This is a genomic window from Gluconobacter cerinus, from assembly GCF_002723935.1.
In the GTDB taxonomy this organism is placed as follows: Bacteria; Pseudomonadota; Alphaproteobacteria; order Acetobacterales; family Acetobacteraceae; genus Gluconobacter; species Gluconobacter cerinus.
In genome coordinates this window covers 43437-63887 of record NZ_BEWM01000007.1, presented here as the reverse complement: position 1 = coordinate 63887, position 20451 = coordinate 43437, and the positions used below count along the sequence as shown (strand labels likewise).

Sequence of the window (20451 nt, the reverse complement as noted above, 5' to 3'; positions counted from 1 at the left end):
TCATGCCAACCGCTCCCCCCTTAACGACGCGCCGCAAGGTTCTTGGCGGTCTGGCAACACTGCCCGCATGGCGACATGCACGGGCGGCGGATGGCGATCTGGAATTGTCGGTAGCCGGCTTTCACGGACCATTCCAGAAAGCGTTTCAGGCCATCGTGATCAACAGTTTCGAACGCGCCATGCCGGGCGTCCGCGTGACATACCGCCCCATCATCAATTCTGCACAGCTTCTTGCAGCGCTACGGCTGGAACGGGAAGCACCGCAGATTGATGTCGCCATTGCGGATGTGTCGGTCGCTATTCTTGCCAAACAGGAAGGACTGACTTCCATTTTACGGGAAGAAGAGATTCTGAGCCTGCGCGATATTCCAGACTGGGGACGCTTCGATGCCATGAATGGCGTCGCATTCTCACGGGATAATCTGTCGCTCATTTATGACAGCCGTGTTCTGACGCGCCCTCCGGAAAGCTGGCGTGAACTTGGACGTCCCGATTTGACGGACCAGATCTCCATGCCTGTCGAGGATACGCGTGGCGTTGTACTCCTTCCCCTTCTGACGCGCATGGCCGGAGGGGACTACAGGCAAAACATCGAGCCGGGACTGACCCTCATGCGACAGTTTGCCCCCTATGTCGCAACCTGGAACGCACAGCCCGACATTTACACCCTGACGCTGGCCCAGACGATTGCCTTGGGGGTTGGATGGAACGGCCGCGGTCAGATGCTCGCGCGGGACAATCCGAATACGCTGCGTGCTGTCGTTCCGTCTGAAGGCAGCGTCGCACAGATCAATACGCTCAACCTGACGGCCCCTCCACAACGCGCCAGACTGGCGCAGGCCTTCATTGAACATGCCCTTTCCCCGGACGTGCAGACAGCCTTTGCGAATGTCGCGTTTTATGGGCCTGTAAACCGTCAGGTTGTGCTGTCAGCCGAGACATCCGAAGCAATTTTCGGGCGACCAGAGACAGCACGCCGTGAAATGCATCTCGACTGGGGCTTCGTTAGCCAGCACTACAATAGCTGGATCCGCCGTATTCAACGTGAGGTCATCAGTGGCTGAAACAAACTCAACACCAGCCTATCTCTCCGTCAGCGGCTTCACGAGACAATTCCCGGGTGCAGAAAGGCGTTCCGTCGATGACGTCAGCTTTACGCTGAAACGCGGGCAGATGTTGACCTTGCTGGGCCCTTCCGGATGCGGAAAAACAACCCTGCTCCGCATGATTGCAGGCCTGACCCCGGTTGATTCAGGACAGTTGCACGTTGCGGGGCGTCAGATGACGGAAACCCCTCTTCACGCACGAAACATGGGAATGGTGTTTCAATCCTATGCCCTGTTTCCTCACCTTTCCGTCGCCCGCAATATCAGCTTTGGCCTGGATGTCCGGGGGATCAAAGGGGAAGAAAGCCGGCGGCGTGTGGCGGAACTGGTCTCTCTCATGCACCTGACTGGGCTGGAGAACAGACGCATCACCGAACTCTCCGGCGGACAACGGCAGCGAGTGGCACTCGCGCGGGCGCTTGCCATCGAACCTGACATTCTCATGCTGGATGAGCCGCTGGCCAATCTTGATATCCGGTTGCGCGATACGGTGCGCACGGAAATTCGTGCTCTTCAGCAACGCCTTGGGATCACAGCCATCTTTGTGACCCATGACCAAGACGAAGCTCTGTCCATTGCGGATCAGGTCGCCGTCATGTCGGAAGGACGCCTCCAGCAGTTTGGCACCCCGGCAGATCTGTATACTCGTCCCACAAACCGGTTCGTGGCTTCCTTCGTGGGACGGAGCAACTTCATCGAGGCTGTGTGGGTCGATAGCAAACGTATCCATGCGGAAGGCATCGGCACACTTTTCATTGGCTTTTCCGAAGGCTGGAAAGACCGCAGAACCCTCTTGATCCGCCCCCATCGCATCAGATTGGGCAACAGTCTCGAAACATGCTGCCAGGGTGTGGTCGAAAACGTTGTTTATACGGGTGAGCGCCGAACTTATCTGGTCCGTGTCGGGTATGTAACACTCACCGTTGAACAGCAGGAAGATCAGGGCCAGCCAGCCCAGACGGGAGACATTGTTGACCTGCACTGGCAGGCCAGCGACATGTCAGTCCTTCAAGAGCCTCTCTCCGATGCCCTCACTTCAGGCCATCCGAGTTCATGAGGGTGTCTGTCCGAAAACAGCCGTCCTGGCTGCAGGCCCTGCTCATCCTTCCGGGTGTTGCGGCCCTTGTCGTGACATTCGTCTTCCCGCTCCTCTGGCTGGCCAGGACGTCTCTCCAGCCTACGACCGGACATACACTTTCCCTCCACGCTTATGTCCGGCTGTTCGAGGACAGCTTTTACTGGTGGGTCATTGGACGCACGATTTTCATTGGGCTGCTCTGTGTTGTCATTACCGTACCACTGGCTTTTCCCGTCGCGCTTTTTCTTGCCCGGTCGCAAAGCGGCTGGCGAGGCACCCTGACAGCGCTGGCCATTGCTCCCCTCCTGACATCTACAGTCATCCGAACCTACGGCTGGATGGTCATCCTGGGACGACATGGCCTCATTAACACCACCCTTGTGTGGGCTGGCATTCTGGCGCAGCCCACACGATTGGATAACGGTCCCTTTGCCACGGTGGTCGCGCTGGTGGAGATTCTGCTGCCCTATGGCATTATTTCCATCCTCAGCCACCTGAGCCGTCTGGATGCCGAGCTGGAACAGGCGGCCTCCCTTCTCGGGGCACGTCGCCTTCAGGTCTTCTGGCACGTCTTGCTGCCTCTCTCCGTGCCAGGACTGATGACAGCCTCGCTGCTTGTCTTCGTTCTCGCAATCAGTTCACTCGTGACACCTCAATTGATGGGTGGAGGGCGCGTCTTTGTCCTTGCAACAGAGATTTTCAACCAGACAACCATATCTCTGGACTGGCCATTCGCCGGTGCCCTATCCATTACCCTCCTGGCCTTTTTCGGAATATTCGTGGCGCTCTATCAGAGAATTCTTCAACGCGTGGAGAGCCAATCATGAAACACGACCGAACCGTCAGGATGGCATGGCATCTTCTGATTGGCCTGATTTACCTGTTCCTGCTCGCACCATTGATTATCGTGCTGATCGTGTCGTTCGATACACGTCCCTATCTCAGCTTTCCACCCGCAAGCTTTTCCCTGATTTCATATGCCAGGGTGTTGCATAACCCTCTTTTTCTTCAGGCTGGAAAAACCAGTCTGTTAATCGGAGGATGCTCTGCGGTCCTCTCCCTGATTGTGGGGACGAGCGCTGCTTTTGCTCTGGTGAGAGGCCATTTCCCGGGACGGCAAAGCCTGCAATGGTTCTTTCTTTCTCCAATGCTGATGCCCCATATTGTGCTGGCAGTGGGGCTTATGATGACCCTGCAACCGCTTGGCCTCCTGGACACCCTAACAGGATTGATTCTGGCCCATATCAGCATCACGCTACCCTATACGACGCGCATTGTGTCTTCCGGGATTGCACAGCTGGACCGGACACTGGAGGAAGCTGCTCGCATTCACGGCGCTTCGCCCTGGCAGAGTTTCTGCTGTGTCATTCTGCCTGCGCTCAGGCCACACCTCATCACCGGATTTTTGATCGCTTTCCTGTTTTCCTTCGACGAAGCCGTTATCGCTCTGTTCATTGCAGGCCATAGAGCCGTTACGCTGCCGCTCGCCATCTATCAGTACATCCAGTTCCGGACGGACCCGCAGGTCGCATCGCTTTCAGTTCTCGTGGTGCTTCTTAGCTTGGTACCCATCATCATCATTGAACGTCTGATCAATCTTCGTCGGGCCGTCGGCGGGTAAAGCAGTAAAGGAACCTCTCATGACGCGGATCATGATCGAAAGTGGCGCGATAGAAGGCTTCACAGAAAACGGAATTCTGACATTCCTAAGCGTTCCCTATGCCGCCCCCATCGTTCGCGGAAACCGGTTCGCAGCACCTCAGGACGTTACGCCCTGGACCGGTGTGAGATCCGCTCACCGCCTTGGTGCCGTCTGCCCACAGACCCCAACCTATGGACCTGTCGGAAAAGGAGCCACATCCACGCTGGATGCCGGAGAGGATTTTCTAACCCTCAATATCCGTAGCCCCGCCCGCGAGGGGAAAGCTCCCGTTCTTGTCTGGCTGCACGGAGGCGGATACGCCGTCGGTTCCGGAAACGAACCACTCCTCCAGACAGGCGCCTTCGCAGCAAGCGGAATTGTTGAAGTAACGCTCAATTACAGATTGGGAGCACTGGGATTTTTAAGCCTGGATGGCGCGCCCGAAAATCGCGGGCTACTTGATATCATCAAAGCTTTGGAGTGGGTTCAGAAGCACATCGCCCTCTTTGGAGGAGACCCCGAACGCGTCACTCTGGCCGGACGATCTGCGGGTGGATTTGCCGTTTCCACTCTTATGGCCATGCCTGCGGCAAAAGGATTGTTTTCCCGGACCATGATCCAGTCCGGAGCTACCCCAGCGGTACTCCCACACAAAGACGCACGCCTGACGGCACAACGCTTTCTCAAACGTCTCGGCCAGCCATCACTTCAAATCCTCGAAGAGATACCCATTCATCAGCTTCTCGCTGCTCAGCAAGAGATCTGCAATGAATCCTACGAACAGCATGACTTCACTCGAGACGGACGAGTGACAATTGTAGGAATTCCCTTCCAACCAGTCATTGACGCTGCGTCCTTACCCCTTGATCCAGAAACAGCCGCTGTCCAAGGACTGGTAACGCAGGTTCCAGTTATGATCGGCACGACATCGGCGGAATATCTGTCCCATTCCAGCGTGCACTCTCATCTCACATTTGCAGATACTGCGCGCTTACTGGACCCAAGAGTACAGCCTCTCGGCCTGAGTGGGACCGATATCGTGAACCGCTATCGGGATGCCCTACCCCACCATGACCCTCTGGGAATATGGCGTGCGGTCGCAGGGGATCTTGTCTTTCAAAACCCGACGACCCGCTATGCCCTTGCACTGAGCAAATTTCAGCTCGTTCATAAATATCTTTTCGGAGGCATTGGCCCCAATGAAACGGGTGCCCCACATGGTGCCGAACTGGCAAACGTATGGTGGCGGGAAGGCTATAACAGAGCGAACTTACCAACGAGATATCAAGATGTTGATCCAAAGATTTCGCGTATCATACACAATATCTGGAGAGACTTTGTTTCGGTAGAAGAACGGTCAGAAATAAGATGGGAGGCATTTTCAACCAATAATAAGGCCACCTTGTCCATTACAAAGGACGGTGCGGCGATTTGCACGGACCTATTTTACCCAAGGGTTTGCCTTTGGACATGATAGATTTCCATCTGAGATGCTATCTGTTGAGTGAATGTTTGCATTAAATATAGGGCTCATAGCCAGAAGATGACGGTCGGGCATCTGTCGTAGCAGGTTGCGACCTGCCACCAGTCCTTGAGCCTTCCGAACATAATCTCGATGCGGTTGCAGTGTTTATATTTCCGCTTGTCGTATTTGCTCGGTTCCCCGCGAGATTTCCAGGGTTTGACCCCTTTTTCTTACAAGGCGCGTCGCTAAGCCAGTCCGCGGCATACTCACGATCTCTCAGCAGCCATTGGGCAGGAAAAGACTGTTCAAAACGGAAGCGGACGTCTGTTTTCCTCATTAACTGCGTAAAGCGTCGTATTCATGCCATCTTTGATGCGTCAAATTATCTGCTCGTCCGCCAGCCATCTTCCGATCACCATCCGTCATCTTGTGGTTATATGCCCTGAGACTAACGATTATATGCTTTCAAACGTGCGGAAACTGTATTTCCGACAAACTGAACGATAATTGTCAATGCGACAAGAATACTCACGACCCATAACATCATGGCAGTATTAAATCTTTGATATCCGTATCTGATTGCCAGATCTCCCAGCCCCCCTGCACCAACAACACCTGCCATGGCGGACGCACTGATCAGGCTAACCATTGTCACGGTCAAACCAGAAACCAGACCAGGCAACGCTTCGGGAATGAGCACAGAGCGCACGATTTTTGCTCGTGTTGCACCCATTGCGCGAACGGCATCGATTAATTCTGGACTCACCTCTCTTAACGACACTTCTGCAATGCGCGCAAAATAAGGGATCGCTGTGATGGAAAGAGGCACGATTGCAGCAGCGGTACCAAGCGCGGTCCCCACCACGAAGCGCGTAAAAGGAATAAGGATCACAAGCAGAATAATGAACGGGACTGCTCTTGTCAGATCGACAACAAATCCCAAGACCCTGCCGATAGACCGTATAGGCCATAGCCCACCGGGCCTTGTGATGGTTAAAAGAATAGCGAGAGGCAAACCAAAAAAAACAGCGATCACGGCAGATGCGAAAACCATTTCAAGGGTTGCCAGAGTTGCTTTGCAAAACAGTTCAAAGATCTGAAGACACATACCCGATAACCTCCAGATCTTCGACATTTTGCGAAAGCCATTGAATAGCATGCTCATGATTATGCGATAAAGTCAGAACAAGGGTGTCATGACCTCCTGAAGACTTTCCACGAATATCAGCCTGTAGGATAGAAGCCGTAATACCGAAAGTCCGATAGAGATCTGTCAGTAGTGTTGACGATAACTCATTCCGCATACTGCCTAAACGCAAAACCGGCATAGCGACCGAAAACGCCTTCTCGGTCACGAATGAGCGCAGGCAGTCAGCGAGATTTACCTGATCATCATTGATGAAGGATCTCGTTAACGCATGATGGGCCTGCCCTTTGGCAAGCGCCTCGGTTGAAATATCTTCAACAATGCATCCCTGATCGAGCACAAGCACTCGGTGAGCAAGGTTTCGTATAACATCCATTTCATGGGTAATCAGAACTATCGTGACGCCTAACTCTTTATTTATTTCTTCAAGAAGAGCGAGAATGGAGGTGGTCGCCTCTGGGTCTAGCGCAGATGTTGCTTCATCACACAAAAGAATAGCCGGATTTCCTGCTAGAGCTCTCGCTATTCCTACTCTCTGCTTTTGCCCTCCGGAAAGCTGTGTAGGATATTTTGTCTCCTGCCCTTCAAGTCCGACCAGTTGTATCAGCTTCTCTATTCGATAACGGCGTTCTTTTTTAGGGATCCCTAAAATCTCGAGTGCAAGAGAGATGTTGCCTGTGACCGTTCGGGACTGCAGAAGGTTGAAGCTCTGAAAGACAAGACCAATACGCTGCCGAAGGGCTAGAAGATCACGCTCTTTAAATCTGCTTAGATCCTTTCCTTCAATAAAAACGTGACCTGTATCAGGCGTTTCTGCACCATTCAAACAGCGCAAAAGTGTCGTTTTTCCCGCTCCGGAGCGCCCTATAATTCCAACAATTTCGCCTACCTGAACGGAGAAACTGACTTTTTCCAGTGCAATACGCCCGTCAAACGCCTTGGAAAGGTTTTCAACTTTTAGCATCTCATGACTCTTTCAGGCCTACAGATTTTCTAAATATTCCATGTTCAAAGCGTCAGATCAGCCCGCAGATAGTAGAAGCCCCCTTCTTCGGACAGTTGCTGACTGAGAGTATCGTAAAGATTGTTATTATAATCTGCTGTGAAAGAAGGCACCCGGCTTGGATGAGCATTTCCGACGTTGTTGCCACCCAGCGCCAGATGAAGCTGCGGGAGGACCTGATAGCCAACTTCCAGATTGGTGACGAAACGCGGACGATTAATCTGATGATAGAAATCTGTCGTCGAGAAAGCATTACTGCCGGAGACAAATGTCAAATTGGATGTCGTATGACCATAGCGGATTTCATGAACGGCCACATTCCACTTTCCGCGACGCCAGATCCCACCAAAAATCAGCTTATTGGCCGGATTTTCCGTTGACATCAAACTGATCTGCTGAGCATTCAAAACAGGTGTCCCCTCCCCTGTTCGTGCAATATCTTTTACGTTCGTATGATTGAAATTGACTGCTGCGTCCCAGTCTACTTTTCCGTATTGCCCGAAATCTGAAAAATATCGTGCAGTAATATCAAGACCCGTTGTCCGGGTATTGGCGCCATTTGTGAAATAATTCGTGCTAACGGCAGATTCGTCTCCAGCAAAGCCGGAGGTATCTACCCCTGCGGCTGAGTAGGCTTCCACCGCACGCGCTCCAGAGGCATATCCTCCGTCAACAATGCGATGCTTGATGGAGATCGTATAACCGTCAACATTGATATGAAGCCGAGGGAGTGGATTCAAAATCATTCCGATGCTAAAATTTGTGGACTTTTCCGGTCTGAGCCCAGGAGACCCTAAAGCACGCGCAGCAGCTGAATTGGCTGCAATTTGACCCGTTGCATAATTGGGACTGGAGATAAACGCTGCGAAATTCTGTTCCGCAAGAGTAGGCGCGCGAAATCCGGTACTTGCAGTCCCCCGGAAGCCGATATAGCGATTAATGTCATAGCGTGTGGAGATCTTACCCGTTCGGGCGTTGCCAACATCATTATAATGTTCAAAGCGACCTGCCAGATCTACTCTCCAACGTTTAACAATCTGCGTTGAAAAATCGACGTAGGCTGCGGCGACATGTCTGGATGCGTCAACAGCGTCTTCTGGCGTTTCGCCCTGATACCCCTGCGCTCCGCTCAGATAATACGATAAAGGTTCACCCGCCCCGATTGAATATGTATCGCGACGATACTCACCGCCAAATGCGATGTTCAACGGGCTGTAGAGAAAAGGGATGTCGACGCCCCGTCGAATGTCGAGATTATTCGTCCATTGCTGATTGGAGTAATTGCCAAGATAAAAACGAGAGGGAGAAGACCCTGTTTCCTTGTAGGCATCGGCATTGGCGGAATTGTAATCAGCAAGGGTGTCATGGTCTCCGCCAATAGTGGAGCTCAAATCCCAGTCAAAGCCATAAAGTTTTTTTCCCCGAAAGCCGAGCGTAAAGCCGTAGTCATTTTCGGGCATGGTCTCAACAGGTTCAAAGCCATTCGGATACATGCCGGAAAGCCCGTCCGCTGCGGTTGTGCTCGGAGCACGGAGAAAGGCCCAACGCTCAGCGTCCCGGTGTGTAAATGTTCCAAAACCATAAAGCTCGATACTGTCTGTCAGATCATAACCAAAATTCGCTTCGATTGACTCCCTTGTCACCTGAGGCTGACCGGTTGCCAGATCATTATTTTTGCCGGTTCGGGGATCAATGCCGGTTCTCTGGGTCCGATCCTGATGCTTGAATTCTGCACTGATATTCAGATACCCGCGTTGACCCAGTTTGAAACCTGCATTGAGATTTTCTCCTGTGGTAAAACCATCTCCCGCAGCGTATCCACCGTTTGTAGCCTGCATATGAATACCGTGATTATTGGACTTCAGAATGACGTTTATGACACCAGCGATGGCGTCCGATCCATATTGAGCGGCGGCGCCGTCCTGCAGGATTTCAATATGGTCGATAGCGGAGATGGGTAGCATATCCAGATCAACAGGGGTTGTACCCTGTTGAGACGAAGCATCGACTGCAATTGCTGCTGTGGTATGTCGTCTTTTACCATTCACAAGAACTAGGGTCTGGTCAGCGTTCAGTCCTCGCAAACTTAGCGCATCTATGACTGATCCTTGATCTGAACCATTCACTTCTCGGCTAATAGATGGTGAGAGTTGGACAAGCGCTTCCCGGATGTCAGTCATTCCAGTCGCACGAAGCTGATTACCTCCAATAATCGTAATGGGGCTCACACTTCTTGCCGCAGTTTGAAAGGGATCGCGCGTTCCTGTAACAATGACCTGCTCCGGCTCCTCTGATTGAACAGTGTTCGTCCGGGAAGTAGAAACCGGTTTTTTAATAAAATTCTGCTTCTCAATTGATTTTTGCGTTTCCGGACCATCCTGACGGGGCTCGCTTTCAGCTGCAACCGCCGTCGAAAACGAAAGGCTGACCAAAAGTGGTGCCACGATATAACCACTACGCATAATAGTTTTTCCAAAGGTGAATTTCAATATTCGATTATGTCATAGTGTTTTAGGAGTCAAACAACATATTGCATGTGGATTTAATATATAATGCGATTTATGATGGCTATATATGTCATTGGCCCGTTCCTCCGGGCCGCCGCAAACCGACTTTGCTTTTATGGAAAGTCGTAGTTGAAAGTGATCAAACGCATGACGCAGAAGAAACTTTCCCTGCCAACCATCGACCTGTCACTTTGGAAAGATCAGAAAGCGCCAGATGATGTCTTTCTCAACTCCCTTCGAAAGGCCGCACACGCGTACGGATTTTTCTATTTAAAAGGTCATGGAATTTCAGCAGATCTGAATGCTGAGCTCATGATGCAGGCAAAGAATTTCTTTTCTCTGTCTCTTCCTCAAAAAGAGCAGGTTGCCATGATCAACTCTCCTCATTTTAGGGGTTATAATCATGCCGGTCGGGAACTCACACGAGGTAAAGCGGATTGGCGGGAACAGCTGGACATTGGCCCAGAGAGACCTGTCATTCAGGATTTGACGGGTAAGCCTGCTTATTTCCGTCTTCAAGGCCCCAATCAGTGGCCCGAAACACTTCCACGTTTTAAAGAAACAGTTCTGTCGTGGCAGGATCAGGTTCTGAGTGTTCTAAGACGCCTTCTTGAAGCTCTTGCCCTCTCTCTGGGGCAACAGGCGAGCGCTTTTCATCCTGCCGTCAGCAACACGCCTTATCAGCTATTAAAACTGATCCATTACCCTGGTCGCCATGATGATGGAAAGAAGCAGGGCGTTGGCGCCCATAAAGACAGTGATCTCCTGTCTCTGATCCTTCAAGACAATGAAGGCGGATTGGAAGTAGAACTGACAAACGGTGAATGGCTTCAGGCACCTCCCCAGCCGGAAACATTTATCGTCAACATCGGAGAACTGCTGGAAGTCGCATCTGGTGGATACTTCAAAGCCGCAGTTCATCGCGTAATCAGCCCCGCTGCCGGACGGAATAGGCTCTCTGCTGCGTTCTTTCTTGGTGCACAACTTGATGCCACGATGCCGACTTTCTCCTTACCAGACCCTCTCGCAGGCACCAGCAGCGGTATCACTCAGGACCCCGAAAATCCTTTGTTTTCCCAAATCGGACAAAACACCCTCAAAGGTCGCCTGCGTTCTCATCCCGATGTCGCTGCGCGCCATTACAACGATCTTTTCACTGCCGCTCCATCGAAAGATTTGCACCATGCATAAACGTTTCACGAATGCTCGCGCCCAAGGGAGCAATACTCTTCTCGATCGTCGGAAGCTTCTGATGATTTTAGCTGCCACGCCTATAGTTGTGTCATCAGCAAGAGCAGAATCAAAGCCTGTTCGGATTGGGATACTTTCGGGAGAAGACGAAGATATCTGGCACATCGTTCAGGACAATGCCCGTGCTGACGGCCTGACGATTGAAATTGTTACCTTTTCCGAGGGCAATCCAATCAATGCAGCTCTGGCGGCGGGAGACCTTGACGCCAACGCGTTTCAGCATGGCCCATACTTAGAAGCCCAAAATGCGGCCCTCGGATCCCATATTGTCCCGGTTGGAAATACTTATTTTGCACCAATTGGCTTTTATTCAAAAAGATGGAAGACGCTTTCCGCACTTCCTGACGGCGCAACTATTGGAGTTCCCGCTGACCCAACAAACGAGGGGCGCGCATTGAAACTGCTTCAGTCTCTGGGATTACTTAAAGTTTCGTCTGACGCAGGAAATATGCCAACAGTGCTTGATGTCTCTGAAAACCCGAAAAACCTGACAATCAAGGAGTTGGACGATCCGGTCCTGGCACGCTCCCTGGCTGATCTGGATGCAGGCGTCGTAATTACAGAATGGGCCTACAAAGCAGGCATTAACCTTACATCGGAACGGCTTGCGCGAGAAAGTATGGAGAACAATCCATATATCAATTTCATCGCCGTCAACCAGCCAGATGCCCATGCCACGTGGGTTCTGCCCCTCGTGCGGGCTTTCCAGAAACCGAACGTCCGCGCAAAGCTACTCGAGGCCTATCATGGAGCAATCATACCATCATGGACATAGTGACCAGACAATTTAAAATCGACGATTAATCCACCCTTGATTTTTGTCTCCCGCTTCCAATCCAACTATGCCGTCAAAATCGAGCATTCACGATGAGATGAGCGCTGGATTACTGAGCTTACGATATAAATTATTTCCCCCTCTTTTAAAGAATGAGTACAGCCGCTTAACGATCTCCAAATACATCTGAGGATGCCCTGCCAATCAGGCAGGGCATACAGCGCCAGGCAGCCTCACCAACCAGTGTCCGCGGCATCTAATGATTATGATGCAAAAATACTAACAATATTCTTCTTATCTCTTAAGATTTAATTCAGTCCAACATCGATACCAGCGAATACACCAAACCCATCTCCAACCAATTCAGCTGCTGCATCTCCATTCGTAGATGTGTAAACGGGGACGACCCCCATTGCGTAATGCTTGTTAGCAAGGTTATGAAACTGGAGATAAACGCGGCGGCTTTTCTTTGGCCACAGATAGCCCACTGTATAGCTATAAATATGATATGGCGCAGTCCTTGCCCCGTTATCATAAGATGCGACGATTGAAGACGCGGCCTCAACATCAAATGTAGTATAAAATCCGTTCTTAAAGTCTGCGTGCAGTTCGCCCTGATAATAATGTTCTGGAACTCCGGGTAGGCGATTGTGACCGAAAACAGAATCATGGTTGTAATGAAAATCAGACCAAGTATAGGCTTGCATGTAAGTGATGGCATTCCCATTCCACTTAAACAGCGTACCGTTGATCCCTGCTTCGACGCCTTGATGTGTGGTGCGAGAAGCGTTTGTAAAGACCGCGCTGTTATAAAGCTGTGAATCTGCTGTCACTGCTGAAAGGAGCTCGTTATGGACGGCAGAATGATAGTAAGAGACGCTCCACCGCTGGCTCTTATACGTCCCTTCCGAGCCAATTTCGAAAGTCGTTGCAGTCTGTGGCTCCAGTTTCTGCCATCCCTCAGTCTGACCTTTGGCTAGACCTGATGTGTATTGCTTACCCGATAGAAACTGCCAGTCTTGGGCGGACTGAACGCTTCGACTGACATTGCCGTAAATACGTATATCAGGCGTGAATTGATAACGAAATCCGCCGCGGGGCGCGAAATTCAGTGGAGCCGTGCTGAAGTGGTTACGAACGGGGTAGACTACCGACCCGGAACGGGGATCGTAACTCAAGCCCCCTCCTGCTGTAAGCCAAAAGTTTCTAAATACTTCAGTATTGTTGCTAACATGGAACACAGTGCTACTACCACCAAGTTTCTGCTTGGTGAGGAGTGTGCCCACCGGCACATTCGGATAGGCAGCTTGGCGACGAACAAGATTCATAAAATCGCTACCAGGTAGGTCGCCTGTCGCGTAAATACCGGCGGTTGTATCCGATTTATGACCAAATACTCTATCATTCCTTGTATATCTTATACTTCCGCTAAGGTAAAAATTGTTATAAATCGATGCTGTATTGCCAAGCTGGTGATCCATTGGTGCATCAATGTAGGTAGCTCCAATTACGAGCCGAGAAGCATCGTCGATCCGGATGGTTGTCCGGTTACCAAAATACTTTGTTCCTGGTTCGATCGTATAGGTTCCCCATGTATTATAAGGATATTGTGCCTGTTTTGGATTGTCTCTGACCTGTGCACGCGTCAGGTAATAGGGATTGCCTTCATACGTCTGACGGTAACGGAAGAAGAAACGTGTGTCGACCGAGTCATTAAAGCGATAACCATAGTTAAAATTGATCCCGAACGAGGTGGCTTTCGTCTGATCCTGGTAACCTGAACGATATGAATTCGTAACGCTAATATAATAATCAGACTTACCAATTACTTTCCCTGAAGAAAGCTGCTCTTTCAAGTATCCGAAGCTGCCCGCCTCAACACGTGCCTGATAGGTTTTTGCGTCATAGCCGGTAAAACTATGAAAGTTGATGAGCCCCCCCAGCTGAAGTGAGCCACTCTCAAGCCCGTTACCCCCACGCAGCACCTCCGTATACTGAATGCCTAAAGGCTCCATGAGTTCATTGAATGAGCCAATAGGCGTGGTTGCAGGCAAATCGTCAAACAGCACGATAACACCGGCACGAGTCGCGTTTGCACCAACCTGAAGCCCTGATCCACGAATGGATAAGCGGAGATCGTCCGAGCCAGCTGGAGCCTGTGCATACACTCCCGGCTGGTAACTCAATAAATCGGCCGACGTTGCATTACGCTGCTTGAGAACCATCGCAGAGTCAATGATATTGGTACCGCCTGGAACTGAGAGCAGACGGGCTCCTGCCCGTCGGATCGGAGACAGTCGGCTAGCTGTAACGTTCAGGTTTTCGACATCCTTTGCATTTGCTCCTCCCATATACATGCCGCCCATGTCGTCATCCTCAGCAGGTACGGTTTTTGTCGTCCCCGCCCCCTCACGCGCCTTGCCTGAGGAGGCTGGTTTCAGAGACTTTTGCACTGCCGTCTTAGTAGGGAGGGAGTTCGTTACATGATGGTGATGATGACCTGACATACTCATGGACTGCGCAAGGGCAGTGTCTATACTCTCCAAGGATACTGAACTCCAAAGGAGAGTCGTTAGTGACTTCGTCAGTAATTTCTTAATGAACAGAGAATTATTTTTATCTTGATAAGGCATGTTTTATCCTGTCTTTAGGTGGGTGTTTTTATTATTTTTACATTCGATGCAATCTACATCGGTCCGAATGCGGCATACTGAAATTAGTAATATTCACCTAAAAAATTCCTCACCATGACCAAGAGCGACTAGGCTTTGTCGCCGTAAAGAAATAAATTCTGGGTCATCACGAAAGCGCGGAAAGGATAGATTATTTTCAAGATCAAGAATGATTTCTGCGGGCCGTGATGAAAACACCAGTATTCTGGTCGCTAACAACAAGGCTTCTTCCACATCGTGCGTCACCAGGACCGTTGTGAAGGTGTGGCGTCGCGCAAGCATCAGCAACTCTTCTTGCATGGTCATGCGCGTTAGTGAGTCCAGTTTTCCGAATGGTTCATCCAACAGCAGCACGCGAGGACGATTAACCAGCACACGGGCAAGAGCCACTCGTTGCGCCATGCCACCAGAAAGCTCACGGGGATATGCTGCCGCGAAATCAGACAGTCCCACCATTTGCAGAGCCTGCAATACACGCTCTTTCTCTTTGCCGATCCCCTGTGCTTCAAGTCCGTAGGCGACATTTTCCTTCACCGTTCGCCACGGCAATAGCAAAGGATCCTGGAACACCAGCAATCGGCTAGGGTCCGGTCCGACAACGCGTACGTGATCTACGCCAATCTCCCCTCTTTTCGGCATTTCCAGTCCGGCAATCAGGCGCAGCAGTGTCGATTTTCCACATCCACTCGGCCCCAGCAGTGCCAATGTTTCTCCACTCGGCACGTCAAAAGTCACATTGCCGAGAACTGGTAATACCTGCGCATCATTGTCAAAGGCGTGTGAGACCGATCGCACCTGAACTGATGCCCCGGGAAAATCCTTCGTTTCCGAGGTGTTAGGTTGCGCCGCCCTTACCACTCGACTGTTTCCCGGTTCCAGCGCAGCAGACGGCGGCGTATTGCAAATAGTACCATTGTTACGCTCGAAAACAGGACCGACATCACGGCGAGAGCCGCGTAGAGATTAGCATAAGCTGCCCATCCCTGAGCCCACTGCAGGTACCAGCCCAGCCCGGCTTTTGCCCCTAACATCTCCGCTACAATCAGAACGATAAAGGAAGCACCGAGCCCCATAAACAGACCAACGAAAACATTCGGCAAGGCTGCAGGAATTACAATTGTGCGAATGAGGAAGCCTTCCGATGCCCCTAGCGTCCGTCCTACATCGTACAAACGGGAGTCAACAATTGCCACGCCTGATGCCGTCAGCACTGCAACCGGAAATGCCGTCGCCAACGCAATCAGAAAAACGCTTGCGGCCGTAATGGTCGGAAATATGAATAATGCGATTGGTAACCATGCAATGGACGGCAACGGTCCAAGCAAACGAATAATTGGATGCCCCCAGTATCTTGCCTCTGGCGACCATCCCATCGCAACTCCGACCAGAAATCCCGTTAATGATCCCAATCCAAACCCAGGAATAAGGAGCAACAACGAATGGAACACACTTTGTGCCAAACGTTCGGAATCTACCCTATAGACATCCAGTATTGCCTGAGGTGACGGAAAGAAAGGTAGAGGTAGCCACCCTGTCTTGGCGGTCATAACTTCCCATACCGCCACTGCCCCGCCTAATGCAGCAATCCGTCGTCCATGATGAGCCAAAGATGAGAAGCTGCTCATGTTGCCAAGCAGCACGGAGAAACCAGAGAAAATAATAATCATGATTTCACATGCTTCCAGCGACTGAGCCGCGGGAGTACGTACGTGGTTGGGGAATAATGCGGTTACCGAAAAAGCCGTTGCCCATGTGACACCACTAATGACTCCTGGCCACCACAGACGAAAGACAGAATGTCCAGCTGTCGGTGCAACATTTTCGGCGGGGAACTGAGTTTTATCAAACATGCATCGGCTCCCCCTTGGTCACATCATCAACAATATTCTGTGCGAATGCCTGTGGGTCGAGATCAGCACTCATGACGCCAATTGTTTTGAGTTGCGCCGCATAGAACGCCACTTCCGCCGCCAAGTCGTGTCCCACCGGATGCATGTGATGCGTCTGCATTCGCAAAACAGCAGCAATATCCTCTACAGGGGCCTTGATCGCTCCGTATTGTACAAAGGCCTTCGCTACCTCCATAGGATCGGCAACGCAGATTTCCGCTGCCTCTATCATGGCATCAATCATCGCCAGAACAGCCGAACGATCTCGCCGCAACACCGTATTACTTGCTGCCACGACGCAACATACACGTCCCTGCCAAGGCACAGCCAGGTTGGAAAGAATTTCCACCAAATCACCACCTGAACGTCGCTGCGCTAAATACATAAGAGGATCGGAATCCGCGTAAGCTTGAATATCCCCTCTCATTAACGCAGCCTCCAAGAGCGGCGCCGGATACACCTGCCACACCACGTCTTGTAGGGGATCAATTCCATTGCTTTTTAACAACAGTGCGAACGTGTTATATGCAAAACCTGTGGCATCCGCGATGCCGATAGTTTTGCCCCGGACGCTGGATATGTCTTTCGTTATCCCGGCGCGACGCGATCCAACCATGCGCATGCAGCCTCCGTGCGTGCCCGCCACCAGCTTCAGGTCAAACCCTTGCTCCAGCGGCCGCATAAACTGCATGATCATTCCCGCACCCGCATCGACTTTCCCGGTCGCGACCGCCTCCAGCAAGCTCGGCGTATCAGTCCAGTTCGTAAACTCGACCTTCAAACCGCGATCGCGATAAAGTCCGGTTTGTTCAGCCAGAATCATCGGGGCAACGCATGGTGCATTGACCGGGAGTGATAACCTGATGATACGCAGTCCATCCGCGGTGCGCGGCAGAGGATGAGCACCCGAATGCCGGGCTGCCAGGAGCGTTCCCCCGACGACACTAGCCAATCCTCCCAGGACCATAGCTCGGCGTCCCCATCGTGTATTTTGTTCGGGCGGTATCGGCTCGCGAATATCGTTGGACACTGGATTGTTCGGAGATCTGGACATGACGCGCCTTAGCTCCAAGGATGTAATGGCGGTCGGCGACCATTCAGGTAGTAGTCGCCAACAATTGCGTATTTCCACCTGACCGGATCATGCAGTGTGTGAACGCGTGCATTCCGCCAAAATCGGTCGAGGCCCAAGGCGCGATTTGTAGAGGCAGTTCCAGCCAGTTCGAACAGACGATTTGTACTTTCGATGGCAATTTCCGTCGTCAGGATCTTAGCCTTTGCAGTAGCTATTTGAGCTGCAGCTACGGAATCTGCGCTATTTTCATTTATGGCCTCATCAATTGCCCGTCCGGCTATGTCCAGAAGCGCCTTTGCGGCGCTCAATCGAACATGCAAGCCACCGAAAGCATGGATCGTATATGGATCATCACTCGCCTTTTCGGCAGGGCTGTCGACCCAGCTTCGTGTGCGTGTACGAACAAAATTCTCAGTTGCTGCAATTGCTGCTTCCGCTATCCCTGCGTCGATCGCCGCTTGAATAAATTGCGAGATCGCACTGTCTGGCGTAGGCTTTTCGGGAAGATAGGCCTTCCACGCGGCAATAACTCTTTGCTCAGGTATCCGTACATTCTCGATCAAGACTTTACCGCTGCCTGTGCCACGCTGGCCGAAAGCTGCCCAGTCATTGATGACAGTCAGTCCGGAGGCGGTACGATCGGCTATGGTAAGCCAGCCTCGTCCTTCGTCATCCAACGCTACGATCTGCACCAGATCGGCGGCAATAGCCCCGCTCGCGTAGTGCTTTACGCCGTTAACGATTACGTCTTGCCCTTCTCTCACGAAAGTAGTTTTCAAGTCCGAGACAGTTCGTGTACCAATTTCGGAGAACGCGTTTCCAAAGCGCTTTCCCCTCAGAATTTCGGCGAACAGATCTGCCTTTTGTTCATCAGTGCCGGCAGAACGGATGACTGCCACTGTAGCAAGATGGTTCTGCGTCAACTGCCCTATCGACGAATCTGCCGCCGAAATTACCTGGATAACGTTACCGACTGTCACGTAGGATACTTCTGCTCCCCCGTAAGCGCGCGGAACGGTCATTCCCCAGAGTCCGGACGTGGAATAAATATCCAGTTCGGCCGCAGGAAACAAATCTTTACGATCGCGCTCCACGGCCCCCTCCCCAAGGCGAGGTGCGATATCCCGAGCGACTGCAACCGCCTCGGCATCATCGTGGATTACGTTTGCTACCGGTCTGACAGATGGCGGCGGAACAACGCCTCCATCGCCTATAACAAGAGATATGCTCATTAATTGTAATCCGTGTGATATTACTTATGCGAAGAAATCAGAACGCTAGGGATTTTTGTCCAGCGTTACGGCGAATCAGGTCGCTATGCGGCGCATGAATGCGCCCACACAATGCATCCCGATGACATCGCTCCAGTGGATTACCCATGTTCAACCCTGTATTTCCCGCGAGCAAGAGCAATTGTAGTGTCAACTCTGCCGCGCGACTTGCAAAAATATGTCGTAATGACGTTGCCTTTGCGAAGACATATGCTTTTACCTCAAGGCTTTGTTTCGTCGTTGAAATACGAGGCACAGGAATTGAAAGCATAGCAATACTCGCCGCATAATGTACTATTATATGTAGTTATTGTTTGTATTTTTATATGATAAAAATAATGATCATTTCATAAATATATTTCATGTCTATGTTTAACGATACAAACAACTATGCTGTGTGGTTAATAAAAGACTCAATAAATCGTTCCTATGGTGTTTTTTAAGAATTTTTCTTTTGCGTTTGAGGTAGAGGGTTCAAACTGGACTTGCTAAGGTTTTGTGTCGGTTTCCTGGGCATTTTAAGCTCACATCGGGAGACATACGAGACCATAGCAGTGACGCACACAGAAGAATTTTGCCAAAAACTGGTCCTAATTCCGATTATCGGACATCGGGTGGTGAGGTACAAAAAAAGAGTTGCAAAGGTTTTTCCGATGCGTTTGCTGCCGGTGTTCGTCCACCGATAAAAGCGCCCCCCGGGAAAAGACCATCCGATCGTCTCTGCCTCTTTAACAAGAGTAAGAAGCATTTCAATTCATACAGGTCTGCAACCATCTTTAGGTGCCGTTAAATCACGCGCCAGGAGCCGGACGCAACGCGGCAGTCACCGCCGAACAATGTTCCACCGTGGGGCGCCAGTTCTGCTTCGACCAACTCAATGACGAGCTGGACATCGCCATTCGTGAATAGTGTTTGGAAAGCCTTATCGAATCTGTCCGCCAGCCCGGTATCTATTTCGCCGAGCAGGCGTGGTGCCCATTTTCCCGTACCATTCCAGCGCCCCCGTCCGCGCAATGCGAGTTCCACAAGTCTGGGATGGAGCGAGGCACCGATCGCTATCACCTCCTGCAAAATTCGATTGCCGCGAAGGTCATCGATTGCATTTGTTAATTCATAGCGCAATGCATTCAAACCAGTGGGCGATAAAGGAGGCGGCCCTTTTGCCAAAAGATCTGACATCTCTCTGCGCAGTGCCACGGCTCTGTCACACTCTGGACCGATAATTTGGCCTTCCGCAATCATATTCAGAATACTGGGGCGACCTCGTGACACGTCGTCTTTGACGAACCAAGCCAACGTTTAGCGGTCATGAACGATAGCCTCTATGGGCATGTCTCCTACGACGAAGCTCTCTCGGTATGCGGCTTCGCGATGATCGTAGATGACAACGAGATCTATATCAGAAAGATAAGTGCCTTCACCGCGCATGATTGAGCCCGCGACATAAGCGAAGGATGCCGCCTCATAGCGTTCCCGGAACACGCTTGTTGCTGTCGCGAGGGCTTCAGCCGGACTAGAAGAGTAACAGTCTGCCATGCGGAAGATCTTCGACGAGGTTCAGTAGGTAAGC

At 51.3% G+C, this 20451-nt stretch carries 18 protein-coding genes and 1 pseudogene; 7 read left to right on the top strand and 12 right to left on the bottom strand.

Translation table 11 applies throughout. The features are described 5' to 3' along the window. Nucleotides 1-2: 2 nt before the first annotated feature. Genes GCE01_RS14445 through GCE01_RS14425 form a run of 5 tightly spaced genes read left to right on the top strand, consistent with a single transcriptional unit; the run spans nt 3 to nt 5300 of the window. Entirely contained in the window at nt 3-1064 is a 1062-nt protein-coding gene (locus tag GCE01_RS14445) for an extracellular solute-binding protein (RefSeq protein ID WP_244591249.1), read from the top strand. Then, nucleotides 1057-2163, top strand: a complete 1107-nt coding sequence (locus GCE01_RS14440) for an ABC transporter ATP-binding protein (RefSeq protein WP_099213407.1) — start codon at nt 1057-1059, stop codon at nt 2161-2163. The genes GCE01_RS14445 and GCE01_RS14440 overlap by 8 nt, the downstream gene beginning before the upstream one ends. Next, entirely contained in the window at nt 2160-3011 is an 852-nt protein-coding gene (locus tag GCE01_RS14435; RefSeq protein ID WP_099213406.1) for an ABC transporter permease, read from the top strand. The genes GCE01_RS14440 and GCE01_RS14435 overlap by 4 nt, the downstream gene beginning before the upstream one ends. After that, nucleotides 3008-3805 (top strand): ABC transporter permease, encoded by a 798-nt coding sequence (locus GCE01_RS14430; protein ID WP_244591248.1) that lies wholly within the window; start codon nt 3008-3010, stop codon nt 3803-3805. The genes GCE01_RS14435 and GCE01_RS14430 overlap by 4 nt, the downstream gene beginning before the upstream one ends. A gap of 19 nt (nt 3806-3824) precedes the next feature. After that, nucleotides 3825-5300 carry a carboxylesterase/lipase family protein gene (locus GCE01_RS14425; protein WP_099213404.1) on the top strand — a complete coding sequence of 492 codons (1476 nt, stop codon included), beginning with the start codon at nt 3825-3827 and terminating at the stop codon, nt 5298-5300. A gap of 56 nt (nt 5301-5356) precedes the next feature. Here the strand turns inward: GCE01_RS14425 and GCE01_RS17195 are convergent. The 4 genes and pseudogenes from GCE01_RS17195 to GCE01_RS14410 form a co-directional block, all read right to left on the bottom strand. Beyond that, a pseudogene (locus GCE01_RS17195) lies at nt 5357-5668 on the bottom strand (IS5/IS1182 family transposase); the annotation flags it as partial. Between the two features lie 71 nt (nt 5669-5739). After that, a complete protein-coding gene (locus GCE01_RS14420; protein WP_099213403.1) occupies nt 5740-6399 on the bottom strand; it encodes a methionine ABC transporter permease in 660 nt (219 codons plus the stop codon). Then, complete coding sequence (locus GCE01_RS14415; RefSeq protein WP_099213402.1) at nt 6380-7402, bottom strand: methionine ABC transporter ATP-binding protein; 1023 nt, start codon at nt 7400-7402, stop codon at nt 6380-6382. Before GCE01_RS14415 ends, GCE01_RS14420 begins: the two co-directional genes overlap by 20 nt. A 44-nt stretch (nt 7403-7446) precedes the next feature. Continuing rightward, complete coding sequence (locus tag GCE01_RS14410) at nt 7447-9903, bottom strand: TonB-dependent receptor plug domain-containing protein (protein WP_099213401.1); 2457 nt, start codon at nt 9901-9903, stop codon at nt 7447-7449. 192 nt (nt 9904-10095) lie between these two features. Between GCE01_RS14410 and GCE01_RS14405 the strand changes: the two genes are divergently transcribed. Together GCE01_RS14405 and GCE01_RS14400 are read left to right on the top strand one after the other, a co-directional pair. Beyond that, the gene (locus GCE01_RS14405) at nt 10096-11139 is read left to right on the top strand and encodes an isopenicillin N synthase family dioxygenase (RefSeq protein WP_099213419.1); all 1044 of its coding nucleotides are present in this window, start codon (nt 10096-10098) and stop codon (nt 11137-11139) included. After that, on the top strand, nt 11132-11974 hold the full coding sequence (locus GCE01_RS14400; RefSeq protein WP_244591247.1) for a MetQ/NlpA family ABC transporter substrate-binding protein: 843 nt from the start codon (nt 11132-11134) through the stop codon (nt 11972-11974). The genes GCE01_RS14405 and GCE01_RS14400 overlap by 8 nt, the downstream gene beginning before the upstream one ends. A gap of 308 nt (nt 11975-12282) precedes the next feature. Here GCE01_RS14400 and GCE01_RS14395 read toward each other — a convergent pair whose 3' ends face one another. The 8 genes from GCE01_RS14395 to GCE01_RS17185 form a co-directional block, all read right to left on the bottom strand. Next, entirely contained in the window at nt 12283-14607 is a 2325-nt protein-coding gene (locus GCE01_RS14395; protein ID WP_244591246.1) for a TonB-dependent receptor family protein, read from the bottom strand. 93 nt (nt 14608-14700) lie between these two features. Continuing rightward, on the bottom strand, nt 14701-15504 hold the full coding sequence (locus GCE01_RS14390; RefSeq protein ID WP_099213399.1) for an ABC transporter ATP-binding protein: 804 nt from the start codon (nt 15502-15504) through the stop codon (nt 14701-14703). Further along, complete coding sequence (locus GCE01_RS14385; protein ID WP_099213398.1) at nt 15498-16496, bottom strand: ABC transporter permease; 999 nt, start codon at nt 16494-16496, stop codon at nt 15498-15500. The genes GCE01_RS14390 and GCE01_RS14385 overlap by 7 nt, the downstream gene beginning before the upstream one ends. Next, nucleotides 16489-17358, bottom strand: coding sequence for an ABC transporter substrate-binding protein (locus tag GCE01_RS14380; protein WP_244591245.1), 870 nt, complete (start codon nt 17356-17358; stop codon nt 16489-16491). The genes GCE01_RS14385 and GCE01_RS14380 overlap by 8 nt, the downstream gene beginning before the upstream one ends. A gap of 239 nt (nt 17359-17597) precedes the next feature. Further along, nucleotides 17598-18842 carry an SfnB family sulfur acquisition oxidoreductase gene (locus GCE01_RS14375; RefSeq protein WP_099213396.1) on the bottom strand — a complete coding sequence of 415 codons (1245 nt, stop codon included), beginning with the start codon at nt 18840-18842 and terminating at the stop codon, nt 17598-17600. Nucleotides 18843-18879: 37 nt separating this feature from the next. Further along, the gene (locus GCE01_RS16720) at nt 18880-19152 is read right to left on the bottom strand and encodes a hypothetical protein (RefSeq protein ID WP_145995805.1); all 273 of its coding nucleotides are present in this window, start codon (nt 19150-19152) and stop codon (nt 18880-18882) included. A 515-nt stretch (nt 19153-19667) separates the two neighbouring features. Continuing rightward, nucleotides 19668-20078: a hypothetical protein gene (locus GCE01_RS17190; RefSeq protein ID WP_244591244.1), complete on the bottom strand. Its 411-nt coding sequence runs from the start codon at nt 20076-20078 to the stop codon at nt 19668-19670. Nucleotides 20079-20180: 102 nt separating this feature from the next. Beyond that, entirely contained in the window at nt 20181-20417 is a 237-nt protein-coding gene (locus GCE01_RS17185) for a nucleotidyltransferase domain-containing protein (protein ID WP_244591243.1), read from the bottom strand. Nucleotides 20418-20451: the final 34 nt, after the last annotated feature.

What these genes read in the sequence shown, in the direction of transcription:
- GCE01_RS14445 (WP_244591249.1), top strand. Translation starts at nt 3, where the DNA reads ATGCCAACCGCTCCCCCCTTAACGACGCGCCGCAAGGTTCTTGGCGGT.
- GCE01_RS14435 (WP_099213406.1), top strand. Translation starts at nt 2,160, where the DNA reads ATGAGGGTGTCTGTCCGAAAACAGCCGTCCTGGCTGCAGGCCCTGCTC.
- GCE01_RS14430 (WP_244591248.1), top strand. Translation starts at nt 3,008, where the DNA reads ATGAAACACGACCGAACCGTCAGGATGGCATGGCATCTTCTGATTGGC.
- GCE01_RS14425 (WP_099213404.1), top strand. Translation starts at nt 3,825, where the DNA reads ATGACGCGGATCATGATCGAAAGTGGCGCGATAGAAGGCTTCACAGAA.
- GCE01_RS14420 (WP_099213403.1), bottom strand. Translation starts at nt 6,399, where the DNA reads ATGTGTCTTCAGATCTTTGAACTGTTTTGCAAAGCAACTCTGGCAACC.
- GCE01_RS14415 (WP_099213402.1), bottom strand. Translation starts at nt 7,402, where the DNA reads ATGCTAAAAGTTGAAAACCTTTCCAAGGCGTTTGACGGGCGTATTGCA.
- GCE01_RS14410 (WP_099213401.1), bottom strand. Translation starts at nt 9,903, where the DNA reads ATGCGTAGTGGTTATATCGTGGCACCACTTTTGGTCAGCCTTTCGTTT.
- GCE01_RS14405 (WP_099213419.1), top strand. Translation starts at nt 10,096, where the DNA reads ATGACGCAGAAGAAACTTTCCCTGCCAACCATCGACCTGTCACTTTGG.
- GCE01_RS14400 (WP_244591247.1), top strand. Translation starts at nt 11,132, where the DNA reads ATGCATAAACGTTTCACGAATGCTCGCGCCCAAGGGAGCAATACTCTT.
- GCE01_RS14395 (WP_244591246.1), bottom strand. Translation starts at nt 14,607, where the DNA reads ATGCCTTATCAAGATAAAAATAATTCTCTGTTCATTAAGAAATTACTG.
- GCE01_RS14385 (WP_099213398.1), bottom strand. Translation starts at nt 16,496, where the DNA reads ATGTTTGATAAAACTCAGTTCCCCGCCGAAAATGTTGCACCGACAGCT.
- GCE01_RS14380 (WP_244591245.1), bottom strand. Translation starts at nt 17,358, where the DNA reads ATGATTCTGGCTGAACAAACCGGACTTTATCGCGATCGCGGTTTGAAG.
- GCE01_RS14375 (WP_099213396.1), bottom strand. Translation starts at nt 18,842, where the DNA reads ATGAGCATATCTCTTGTTATAGGCGATGGAGGCGTTGTTCCGCCGCCA.
- GCE01_RS16720 (WP_145995805.1), bottom strand. Translation starts at nt 19,152, where the DNA reads ATGCTTTCAATTCCTGTGCCTCGTATTTCAACGACGAAACAAAGCCTT.
- GCE01_RS17185 (WP_244591243.1), bottom strand. Translation starts at nt 20,417, where the DNA reads ATGGCAGACTGTTACTCTTCTAGTCCGGCTGAAGCCCTCGCGACAGCA.